The sequence below is a fragment of the Clostridia bacterium genome, assembly GCA_026414765.1.
Classification (GTDB): Bacteria; Bacillota; Clostridia; order Acetivibrionales; family DSM-27016; genus SKW86.
Window position 1 is genome coordinate 81,055 of the sequence record JAOAIJ010000043.1, and the last position, 12,081, is coordinate 93,135.

A 12,081-nucleotide genomic window follows, 5' to 3' on the forward strand; every position below is an offset into this window, starting at 1 on the left:
ACGAATGAACATAATCGTTTGTATGAAATATATAAGATCCATACCTGACTATATGGAATCACGGCTTCCATTTAGTCCAAATGACCGCAATGCTTTGGGAATGGCAGTAACTCTAAAAATGCGGAATAAGAACTCAAAATTGATAGTCTTAAGTATGAGCCCAGCCAATGCAATAGTCTCTATGCAGGATCTGTATAGCTATGGTGTGGATTCTGTGTATTTAGTCAGCGACAAGGCATATGCGGAATCTGATACACTGGCTACTACTTTTGTTTTATCAACAGCAATAAAACAAATAATGAAATCGATTAATATAGACTTGATACTGTGTGGCGATAAGTCTATTGATAGTAATACCGGGCAAGTAGCAGCCGGGCTTGCATACAGATTAAGCGCACGGTACTGTAACTGCCTGCAAAGTGTAGAATTAATCGATAACAAATTTGAATTCATAACTGAGCGGTACAAACTGAAGAATTACGATGGTCTTGTAGTGGCTGATGTAAATAGAGAATGGGAATTGCCATTTCCTTCAATACATAATGTGCTGAATGCCAGGGAAAAGAAGGTTATTTGCTGGTCTAATGAGCACTTAATGATAGATTTGAACAAGGTAGGATTATCTGGATCTCCGACTAAGATTATAAAAGTACAAAAGGTTCATGCTCAAGTACCTAATGACCTTATTCAAGAGAATATCAACCAAGCTAAATCATTTTTGAAGCGGATAATCAGCGCAGGGGGGAGGCTGGATGATGTTCAAGAGTAAAGTGTGGGCATACTGCAACTTTTCAAATGATGCTGAACGTGACAGATCTTTATCAACGCTATATAAATTGCAGGAGGTCATTAAGGATAACAGATTTATCCTGGAAGTAATATCGCTTGGAGCGGAACGGTGTGCCCAAGATATTCCGCTACAGCATTTGCAGGCTTTAAATGTATCCCGAATATACTGTGCAACCAATAGCATGCTTAATGGTATTAACAATTATTTTGCATATATTGAAGCAATGCAGCTTTTGCTTAATAAATATACCCCACAATACTTGATTTTTAGCGGCTCTCAACATAATCGGATAGTAGCAGCACAATTAGCTACCGCAATGGAAGCAGGATTAACTGCAGAGTGTTCTCAATATTATGTGAATACGGATCACCAAATAGTACAAATAAGACCTACGTTTGAGGGAAATACATATGCCCACATCATATCAAAAAGCGAAATAAAAATGTCAACTACACTGCCAACACCCTATCAAGGAATATCAATATCGAAAAATATTGGGAAAATTCCGGAAATTGAAATAATAGAACTGTCATTAACAACGTCAAATCAAGGTATCTACATTAATAGTGCTCCTATCTTAAACACTCCTGACACCAAAAAATTAGATAAGTTCGATGTGATATTCGCTGCTGGTATGGGTTTAGGCTCTAAGGAGAATGTAAGTAAGCTCAGAAAGCTGGCCCAAAAACATAATGCCGGATTTGGAGCTTCCAGACCTGTAGTAGAGATGGGATGGGCCGAACGGTCCGACCTTATTGGCATGTCAGGAGCATGTGTATCGCCTGAGCTATATATTGCTTTTGGCATATCAGGTTCATTACAACACATGGAAGGAATGAGAAATACAGCAAAGATCATTTCAATTAACACAGATAGAAACGCTCCACTGCATCAAATATGTTATTCAGTCATTTTAGCAGATGCTGAGGATATGCTTGATTATTTACTATATGGAGGGGAATCTTATGAATCAGAACGAATCAGTACTTAAAGGATATCAAGATCCGGATGATTATGATGAATTTCTTTCTGCAAAATCATTGAAGGCAAAGCTTTTATGCAGAATTGCATGGGGGTTCAAAGACTTTTCACATGCTTCTGACTTACTGAATGGATTGTCAGATGATTTTGATGGCAGCCTTTTGGACGTTCCTGCAGGAAGCGGTTTATTTACATGGAAGAAGTATTCGCGCCTTAAAAAAGCGAAAATAACATGCGTAGACTATTCACCATATATGTTGGAAAAGGCGTCAAGGGTCTTTAAAGAAGCTTCAATAAATAATGTGGAGTTTGTACAAGGTGATGTAGGAAACATGCAATTTGAAGACGAATCATTTGACATTGTTCTTTCTATGAATGGATTTCATGTATTTCCTGATAAAGATGTGGCATTTAATGAAATTCTAAGAGTGCTTAAGCAGGGTGGCCTTTTTATTGGTTGTTCTTATGTGCGAGAAGTTAGAAAAGTTACAGATAAGTTTGTTGATGGTTTTTTTGTCCCACGATGTCTGTTTACTCCGCCATTCCAAACAAAGCAAGAATTTTATGATATGTTAGCTAAAAATTATTCGAAAGTTGAGTTCGAAACGGTTGGTGCAGTTGCTTGTTATCATTGTGTAAAATAGTTTTGTTTGCACTATATTGTGTATAAAACTTAATAATCCTAGGAGCAGATTTTATATGAAAGCTGTCATTCAAGATTTTCTGTTATCTCATAATGTAAATATAGTCAGATTCGTTAATATTGAAGGAATGGACAAAGTCCAATCGAGAGGATATAAAAGGGCTATTTGGTTTGCGATACCTATGTCAAAAGAATATATCAGGAGATTTAATAATTATCAATGTGAAGATGCAGAGGAATTTAGGAAACTTGAAAAAGAAACGGATGCAATTGCAGATTTGCTTGCTGAACATATTGAGAAAAAAGGATACTCTGCTTGTTCTCAATCAGAAGAAAGCAATACTGATAATGGTGCTTATATGGAAAACACTATGGTTTCATTGTTACCACACAAAACAATTGCGCTTTTAAGCGGGATTGGATGGATAGGAAAGAATAATCTTTTAGTTACCAGAGATTATGGATGTGCCTTAAGTACTTGTACAGTATTAACTAATGCACCAATCAATATCAGTTCTGAGAAAACTCAAATCCATGATAATCTTTGTGGTGGCTGCACTAAATGCCAGGAATTTTGCAATTGCTTTACAGGGAGAGCATGGAATACAGATATGTCCAGGGAAGAAATAATGAATGTTTATGATTGTGCAAGATGCTTAAAATGCCTTATGTTTTGTCCCTGGACAAAAAAGCATTAAAAGCAGTCGGTAAAACACGACAGTGTGTTTGTAGACAGCACGGATAAAAGATTGAAGGCATACAGGGGTATTGGATTTTGTTAATGCAAGTATCGCATATGCAATAAATAGGGTAAAGGATAAAAAAATATGATGGAGTTTGAAGAAATAAAGAAGGTTCTAAAGCAGAGATTTCCCATTATTATGGTGGATCGGGTTTTAGATATGATACCAGGACAGAGAATAAAAGCTATTAAGAATATTACTGGAAATGAAATATTTTTTATGGGACATTTTCCGCAGCATTACATCCTGCCGGGTGTTTTAGTTATTGAGGCATTAGCCCAGGCAGCTTCTATAATGATTAGCAGTATTGAAAATGATGAATACAAAAAAGATGAGTTTCTGGTATTGGGTACTGTAAACGAAATGAGATTTGTAGAGCCTGTTCACCCTGGGTATACCTTGGTAATGGAGATAAATATGATTAAAGCAGTAGAAAATTATTTTATTGTAGCAGGAGAAGCAAAGATAGATGACAGGGTTGTTGCAAAGGGGAAACTTACTTTTGCAAATACGGCTATTAAAGGCTAATGTACAACTGAATGAAAAAAATAGTGATGGAAGGTGTTAATAAATGAAACTTTTTATTGATGGATCATCCTTAACAATCGAAGACGTTTACCAAGTTAGTGTTAATAACTTGGAAGTGGCTTTATCTGATGATGATGGATTTAGGCGGAAATTAAGCGAAAGCCGAGAATTTCTTGAGGACTACATTAAAAGGGGTTATCCCGTTTATGGAGTAACTACAGGCTTTGGTGATTCATGCCACAACCAGATAAATCACAAAAAATCCGAAAAGCTTCAACATTCGCTTGTTAGTTTTCACGGGATAGGTTTGGGAAATAATTTTTCTCGAGAGGTTGGGAAAGCATCATTACTTGTAAGGTTGAATTCAAACATAAGGGGATACTCAGCAATTAGGCCGGTTCTTGCTGAGAAAATGTTGGAATTAATAAATCGCGATATTATACCTGTTATCCCTGAATTAGGTTCAGTCGGTGCTTCAGGAGATCTTACACCTTTAAGCTATATTGCAGCTTGTTTGATGGGAGAAAGAAAAGTATATTACAAAGGTATGATTGTTTCTACTCAAGAAGCATTTGAAGAAGAAGGAATTAAGCCAATAAAGCTTCAGGCAAAAGAAGGACTTGCCATTATGAATGGTACAAGTGTCATGACAGCTATTTCAGCTCTGAATTGGAGAAAAGCAAAAAAACTGGCAAACATCTCAGACTTTTTGACAGGTGCAACTATTGAAGTCATAGGTGGAAATGATGTTCCATATAGAAAAAGGGTTTCAGAAATAAAAAATCATATAGGTCAAATACAGAGCGCTGAGTATATTGCAAATGTAATTTCAGACTCAAGAAGGGTGCATAGATACGAAGAACTACTTGAGAGACTTGGAACAATCGAACATAATACCTACAAAAAAACTGAAGTGAAAATCCAGGACAGGTATTCAGTGAGATGTTCTCCACAGATTAATGGAGTTATGAGGGATACTCTTCATTTTACAAAAGTTTTGGTAGAAAATGAAATAAACTCAAGCAATGATAACCCTCTCATAGATGTGGAAAATGAGATAATTTATAATAGCGGGAATTTCTATGGTGGACATATCTGCGCCGCAAATGATTATCTAAGAATAGCTCTAGCCAATATTGCCGATTTGTCTGACAAGCAAGTGGAATTGTTAGTGGATGGTAAATTCAATAATCTTACAGAAAATCTCACACCAAATCTTGCAGAGAATGATGAAAATAAAGGTTTATTCCATGCCTTTAAAGCTGCGCAGATTACTGTAACTGCATTGTGTTCGGAGATTAACTTTATATCCGGGCCGGTCAGCATTCACTCAAGACCGACAGAGTCACTAAATCAAGACAAGGTATCTTTAGGAACAATTTCAGCAAGAAAATTATCAGAAGCTATTGATCTTTTGTATCTCCAATATTCTATCCATCTGTTAGCTGTAGTTCAGGCGATGGATCTGATTGGAGTAGAGCAGTTTGGTTCAATATCAAAGAAGGTTTACCATGAAGTGAGAAAATTCTCTAAATTTGTAAATGAGGATAGAGCCCTTGATGAAGAGGTAACATTTATTGCAAATTATCTTAAAAATTCCAATTTATTTGATTAAGACTCTATTGAATAAAACTAAAAATACTTTTTCATACTTAGAAGCTCATGCTTGCCAATTAATGTATAAGTTGAAAAGTAGGGAGGAATTTATTTGGAAAATATAAAAAGCGATAATAATATTCTACACAGCAGCGAGTTAAAAATTCAAAGACGCCGATGGATTTCGTTAGCAATTGTGCTTGTTGCCGTATTTATGGATCTTTTAGACAGTACGATAGTAGGCTTGGCTATACCTGTGATTCAAAGAGATATAGGTACAAGTCTTACGCTGATGCAATGGGTAATAGCTGCATATTCCATTTCATTATCTATTCTTCTTATAGTTGGAGGCAGATTAGGAGATATTTTTGGCCGTAAGCGTATTTTTATATTAGGAGTTGCAGGTTTTATTTTAGCATCAGCTATATGTGGCTGTGCACAAAATGCTGTGATACTTATCGGAGCGCGCGCGATGCAAGGGGGAATGGCAGCATTAATGATACCCCAGGTATTATCAATTATACATATATTATTTCCCCCTAAAGAACGAGGGATAGCTTTGGGAATATATGGGGGAGTGGTGGGATTAGCCACCATAAGCGGACCATTAATCGGTGCATTTTTAATTCATGGCAATCTATTTAGTCTTGGGTGGAGAACGATTTTTCTAATCAACATACCCATAGGTATTGTTACTTTAATATGTACTATTATATTTATTGAGGAGTCAAAATCTTCAAAAGCAATGCGGTTGGATATAATAGGAATGGTGATTGTTACAGCCGGGTTACTGCTTTTTGTTTATCCGTTAATTCAAGGGGGAGAAGAAGGCTGGCCCATATGGTCTTTCCTGATGATAATAATATCAATTCCGATATTTGCAGTCTTTGCTTTATATGAAAAACATATCGCCCGACAAACAGGATCTCCTCTGGTTGTTGTTGGTTTGTTCAAACAAAAATCGTTTGTTGCCGGACTTCTTGTTAATTTATGTATTTTTTCAGCAATATCAGCATTTTTCTTTACATTTGGGGTATATTGGCAGATTGGGATGGGCTTTTCTACCGTAAATGCAGGTCTAACCAGCTTGGCATGGTCAATCAGTGTAATAATAATTTCCGGAACTTCAGTGAGGCTTGTAACTAAATTTGGCAGAAAGTTAATTCGTACAGGAGTAGTCTTATTAATTGCCGCTATGGCAGGAATGATTATAACTGTACTTAAAAAAGGGATATCAATAGGCTCGTGGAATATGATACCACTCATGGTGATAGGTGGATTGGGAATAGGGTTGATAGCACCTGTACTCACTAATATTATTCTCGGAAGTGTCAGAAACGATGATGTCGGCTCTGCATCGGGGATTATCAATACTGTAACACAGATGGGCAACGGGATAGGTGTTGCTTTAGTCGGGGTTGTCTTTTTTGGTGTATTGGCAAATCAGGCAGGCATAAGTGCTGAAAAGGCTGTTCCGCAAATTCGATCCGAATTTCAGGCTATAGGAGTACCAAGAGAATTAGAGGAAATGATTATTGATGACTTTAAGATTTCATTTTCTAAAGGACTTTTTGAAAATGAAACTCAGCGCTCTATTTCCTGTCTTCAGCGGCTTGAGGAAGCAAAATCCAATAATCAGATTTCAAAAAAGGTGGAAGATTCGATATTGAAAGTGATGAAAGATGAATCAAACAAAAACCGTAAGCTTGTATTTAATCTATCCTTCAGATTTGCGCTTGCTTTTATATCCATAGTTTTTTTGATAGCTTTCATATTAATCACCTTACTGCCTAGGAAAAGTATAGAAATGTAACTTGTTTTTTCTTGCTAGAAAATCTAGTTTTGATAATAATCATATACTTAATAATGTACAACCAGGAGGCATATATGATTGAATCAGGATTTAAAGAAATACCTAACGTTGGTGAAGAATATTTCAGTTCTAAGTATGATTCTTTTGTCGATGTTTTAAGAGAAAGAGCTAATCAAACGCCCTATTCTGCTGCAATTACATATTTAGTTGATGGAGAAGAAATTGAAGAAAAATACACATTTTCTGAAATTGACACGTTTGCAAAACGTCTTGCACTAAAAATTCTGAATTATTGTAAAGCCGGTGATAGAGTTGTTTTTTTTTCAGAACGTTCAATAGATGTATTTTTATATTTTCTTGGCTGTCAATATGCTGGAGTGGTGGCAATACCAGTTGCTCCGCCATTAGGAGAAAAAGCTGAAAAGATTTTGGAAGATATTGTTGGCGATTCGCAGGCAAAGTGCGTCTTAACAACAAACAGCACGCTTTCGAACATAGAACATATTATCAAGCGATTAACTTTGTGTGGGTGCAAGCATTTTATTTCGGGTGAAGAAATTGAAAATTATGACGAAAATAAGTGGACTGTTCCTCAAATAAATTCAGATTCCATAGCAAGCATCCTATATACTTCAGGGTCAACTGGTACAGCAAAAGGAGTTATGCAAACAAATAAAAACCACTTGACCAGTGCGGATGCTTTTACTGAAGCGTGGATGCCAATTACTTATGAAAGGACATTAGTTACATGGATGCCTTTACACAACGCTTTTGGACTAAATGTTGCCACAGTTAATTCACTTTGCCATAAATTCAATGTAGTATTATTACCTTACACAAGTGTGGTTATGAGCCCTATAAAGTGGTTGAAAGCTATATCAAAGTACAAAGCTGATTATTCCGGCACAATTAACTTTCTGCTGGAGCTTTGCTGCAAGAAAATCACTGATGAACAATGCAATGGTCTTGATTTAAGCAGTTGTACAGCTTTGCTAAACTCTGGTGAGAAAATTCGTGTTGATACATATAACAAATTCTGCAACAAATTCGGCAGGTACGGGTACAAACCGGAAGCTTTAAAGAATCTTTTGGGTTCGACAGAAACACTAAGTTTAACTTTTGGACGCGGGCTTATTGTTAAGTATTTAAATAAAAAGAAAATGGAGAAAAACATAGTTGATATATCTCCTGTTGACGGGCCTGAATATAAACAGGTGGTGAGTGCCGGTACAGTAAATAGTTTGGCAAAAGTTGCAATAGTCAACCCGGATACGGAAAAATCATGTAAAGCCAATGAAATAGGTGAGATTTGGGTAAAAAGCAATACTGTAGCAAAGGGTTACTGGAATAGTTACGAAAAGGTTATAACTGAATTATCAAGTGCATATATAGCGGACACAGGAGAAGGCCCGTTTTATAGGATGGGTGATATGGGTTTTTTCTATGAAGGTCAATTGTATTTAACAGGCCGCTGCAAGGCAATGATTATTATCAATGGAAAGAACTATTATTTGGACGATATTGATGAATTGGTAGGACGTTCACATCCATCTCTTAGCACAGCATCATGTGCATCATTTGTAGAAGAAATAGCAGATAAAGAAAGGCTTTTGCTAGTGTGTGAAATCAATGAAAACGAAATTGCACAAAAAGATATGTCAAATATCATTGAGTTTATACAAAATAAGATTTATTTGGCTTTGGAGGTGCCAGTTTACTCAATTAATTTTGTAAAACCAGGGGAGATAGAAAGATCACCAACTGGAAAATTGATAAGAAATGCAACTAAGAAAAAATTTCTTAACAATAAGATGAATATAGTATATTCATGGCGAGAAACACTTAGCGGTGACTGCGTACCAGATTTTCAAACAATTGAAGATATTGAAAAACAGACTAAATTAATTGTAAGCAGCCTCTCTGACAGAGCGCCCGAGAAAATAAACGTCCAAACCCCGTTTGCTTATAATGGTCTTGATTCAGTCAAACTGTTGGATTTCTCCTATCAATTGGAAAAAACCTTTAAAATTAAAATTGTGATGTCAACAATTTTTAAGTGTAGAAATATAAAATCCCTATGTGAATATATACAAAGAAATATCAGCTAAGTTTTGGGGTGCAATTAATTCTCTTTAAGGAGGGGGAATAATGAACACGATTATCATTAATAAAGAACTCTGCACTGGTTGCAAAATCTGTTTTAAATCGTGCTTTATTGATGTCATAAAATGGGATGCTGCATCTAAGAAGCCAATTGTAAAATATCCAAAGGAATGTGTACAGTGCGGATACTGTGAAATCAACTGTCCAAAGAGAGCGGTTAAAGTGGAACCGGATTATGGGAGTTATCTGTTTCCACGTGAAAACATTAATGAAATGTAAAAAAGGAGAAAAAATCATGCCGGAAATTACAAAGACAGACGTATTAGTGGTAGGTGGCAGTCTGGCAGGTATTTCAGCAGCAATAACTGCAAAGGAAGCATATCCTGAATTAGAAGTTACCGTTGTCGAAAAGTATACATCGGGTTATGCCGGAAAGGCAAACAGGGGTGCCGGAATTATGGTTATGATAGGCAATTCAAACCCGGAAGATTATGTAAGATATCATGTTCATCACATAGGAGATTATTTAAATGACCAGAATGCATTAAGAAAATATGCTGCATACCTTGATGAAGGCGTTAGATTGCTGGATAAATGGTCTGGTGGAAAAGTATGCAAAAACAAAGATGGCTCCTTTAAAACTCTGAAATGGTTGGCACAGATAACCGGTACCGATGAAGACGGAAAAAGAACTTTTGATGAACCTGATCATTTCCCATGGACTCTGGTCGCTATTGAATTGGATTATATGCTGAATGTGTGCCGCTATGCAACAAAAGTGGGTATAAAAATTATTGATAGGACAGGAATAGTTGATCTGCTTAAAGATGGTGACAGAATCAGTGGCGCGGTCGGATACAATATAGATACCGAAGAACAAATGGTGTTCCAAGCAAAATCTATTATACTTGCGACAGGTTCACAAAATTATCGAGTTATGCCTATGTGGTCACCTGGGCGGGGAGAAGGTTTGGCAGCAGCTTTCAGGGCAGGTGCGCAGTTTAGAAATTGTGAATTTGGCTCTTTCTATAACTGGACCTCGCTTGACAACTTTGAGTCTGACATGGGCGTTGAGTTTGCTTTGTTTAATGATAAAGGTGAAAATGTAGGAGAGCCTCATACAAGAGGAGAGCATCCGGATGTAGACCAAAATTCGCTTGCGGAATGGTATAAGCAGACGCGTGATGGCAATGGACCTATGCATTACCGTATGGAAGCAAATCCACTAATGCCGTATTTAACTTCAGTTTTAGCATCCAATTCTTTCTACGACAGACCGTATGCGGATCGTTTTTGGAACAATTTGTTTTTTAATGCCTTTTCCCAGCATACCAGCGATGAAGTAGTTCCGGGTCTGATAGGTGAATTTTCTGGTCTTCAGGTTGATATGAATATGGCAACTACAATCCCGGGATTATTTGCAGCCGGAGATATATGCTATGGAGGTTCCGCTGCAGCTGGCGCAGTGCCGCCACCTCCGGGACGTATCAGGGGGAGTGGATTGGCATTTGCCCAATATTCAGGGCGTATAGCAGGACCAAGTGCTGCAGCATATGCCTCTGTTGTAAATCATGGAAATATAGACAGAATTGCGATTGAACAAATAGATGTGCGCTTTATGAAACCTTTATCACAAAATGGAACTATAGACGTTATGGACTTCCTATCAGAAATACATAAAGTAATGCAGCCTCTTGGAAATAGCTTATATCGTAATGAAGAAAGAATTCTGGCTGCTTTGAAACGCATTCAAGAATTGAAGGCGGAGACACCAAAACTGAAAGCAGAGGACGCACATCAATTATTTGGATGCAATGAAATTGAATCCATGCTGATTTGTGCAGAACTTTTTTTTACAACTTCATTATCAAGAAAAGAATCCCGAGGATGGTTTTTAAGAGAAGACTATCCAGAAAAATCAAAAGAAGTAAAATGGTATACAGTAAAGAACATAAATGGCAGTCTGGCAATTGATGAGATGGCAGTTCCATTTGAGAATTATGAGTATAAACCGGAATAGAAAGGAGGATATATTCTTGATAGAAAAACAACCAATTCCGATGACACAGGAAGAACAAAAAAGACCTTATGCAAAATATTATAAAACTCAGCTGGCTCAGCCCAATATTGAACAAATGGAGAAACTCAATAAAGGACCTATAGATCCCCAAAAAGCAATTCTTCCTGAAAATTTAAATGAATTAATAAAAAATGGATATATTGAAGCCGAAACCGGATATTGCATTTTGGAAAATGGCGCAGGATATATGACAGTAAGCAATGAATTCCCCGGCTGTAGCCTGGAAATGATTTATTGGTGGTATGCTTGGCATACGCTGGAAGGCTTACGCTATAAAATTTGGAATCCCTTCTGTCACCAGACTATTGCAATTTCAGATGAGCACAGAGAAAAAATTACAAATCCCAGCATACCGTTAGAGGAAAAATCACGGGGTGTAATACATTTCGAAGTTGAGAATATTGGAGCAGGATTTCAGGATATAGTTATACATTTCTTGACACATAAAGAATTAGGAATCGCAGAAGAATTGGATACTTCTAAAGCAACAATAATTGGCGGCTATGGCCTGATAGAAAACAGGGAAGTTATTCCGGGTAAGCATAAGGGTAAAATGCCGGCCATAATGATTCATAATTTCCGGGAAACCAAATATGGTGTAGAATCCAGAACAATATACTGGTTGGGATACAGAATAAATAAAGGCTTTCCTGTGTTAGTACTTCCGAGAGGTGTTACGATACCGGTTGAAGTACCTATGGGACTAGCAATTAATAATGTACAAGAGTTCTCTCATCTGGCATCAATTTTACCTGATATTTATAAAGAATTCGGCAATTTACCACTCTAGTGACCGGGAGGGGA

The 12,081-nt window shown here is 36.9% G+C and carries 11 protein-coding genes; all 11 read left to right on the forward strand.

Annotated elements, in window-relative coordinates; genetic code table 11:
- The first annotated feature begins 4 nt into the window (after positions 1–4).
- The 11 genes from N3I35_16605 (at position 5) to N3I35_16655 (ending at position 12,067) form a co-directional block, all read left to right on the forward strand.
- Positions 5–769 (forward strand): hypothetical protein, encoded by a 765-nt coding sequence (locus N3I35_16605; GenBank protein ID MCX8131701.1) that lies wholly within the window; start codon positions 5–7, stop codon positions 767–769.
- Positions 753–1,781, forward strand: a complete 1,029-nt coding sequence (locus N3I35_16610; GenBank protein MCX8131702.1) for an electron transfer flavoprotein subunit alpha/FixB family protein — start codon at positions 753–755, stop codon at positions 1,779–1,781. Before N3I35_16605 ends, N3I35_16610 begins: the two co-directional genes overlap by 17 nt.
- Positions 1,756–2,415 (forward strand): class I SAM-dependent methyltransferase, encoded by a 660-nt coding sequence (locus tag N3I35_16615; protein MCX8131703.1) that lies wholly within the window; start codon positions 1,756–1,758, stop codon positions 2,413–2,415. The genes N3I35_16610 and N3I35_16615 overlap by 26 nt, the downstream gene beginning before the upstream one ends.
- A 55-nt stretch (positions 2,416–2,470) precedes the next feature.
- Positions 2,471–3,112 (forward strand): epoxyqueuosine reductase, encoded by a 642-nt coding sequence (locus N3I35_16620; GenBank protein MCX8131704.1) that lies wholly within the window; start codon positions 2,471–2,473, stop codon positions 3,110–3,112.
- A 129-nt stretch (positions 3,113–3,241) separates the two neighbouring features.
- A complete protein-coding gene (fabZ, locus tag N3I35_16625; GenBank protein ID MCX8131705.1) occupies positions 3,242–3,685 on the forward strand; it encodes a 3-hydroxyacyl-ACP dehydratase FabZ in 444 nt (147 codons plus the stop codon).
- 43 nt (positions 3,686–3,728) lie between these two features.
- Complete coding sequence (locus tag N3I35_16630) at positions 3,729–5,300, forward strand: aromatic amino acid ammonia-lyase (protein MCX8131706.1); 1,572 nt, start codon at positions 3,729–3,731, stop codon at positions 5,298–5,300.
- A gap of 93 nt (positions 5,301–5,393) precedes the next feature.
- The gene (locus N3I35_16635; protein ID MCX8131707.1) at positions 5,394–7,094 is read left to right on the forward strand and encodes an MFS transporter; all 1,701 of its coding nucleotides are present in this window, start codon (positions 5,394–5,396) and stop codon (positions 7,092–7,094) included.
- Between the two features lie 74 nt (positions 7,095–7,168).
- Positions 7,169–9,202, forward strand: a complete 2,034-nt coding sequence (locus tag N3I35_16640) for a non-ribosomal peptide synthetase (protein ID MCX8131708.1) — start codon at positions 7,169–7,171, stop codon at positions 9,200–9,202.
- Positions 9,203–9,242: 40 nt separating this feature from the next.
- On the forward strand, positions 9,243–9,476 hold the full coding sequence (locus tag N3I35_16645) for a 4Fe-4S binding protein (GenBank protein MCX8131709.1): 234 nt from the start codon (positions 9,243–9,245) through the stop codon (positions 9,474–9,476).
- Between the two features lie 16 nt (positions 9,477–9,492).
- Positions 9,493–11,217 carry an FAD-binding protein gene (locus N3I35_16650; GenBank protein ID MCX8131710.1) on the forward strand — a complete coding sequence of 575 codons (1,725 nt, stop codon included), beginning with the start codon at positions 9,493–9,495 and terminating at the stop codon, positions 11,215–11,217.
- Positions 11,218–11,233: 16 nt separating this feature from the next.
- The gene (locus N3I35_16655) at positions 11,234–12,067 is read left to right on the forward strand and encodes a hydrolase (protein MCX8131711.1); all 834 of its coding nucleotides are present in this window, start codon (positions 11,234–11,236) and stop codon (positions 12,065–12,067) included.
- The last annotated feature ends 14 nt before the right edge of the window (positions 12,068–12,081 follow it).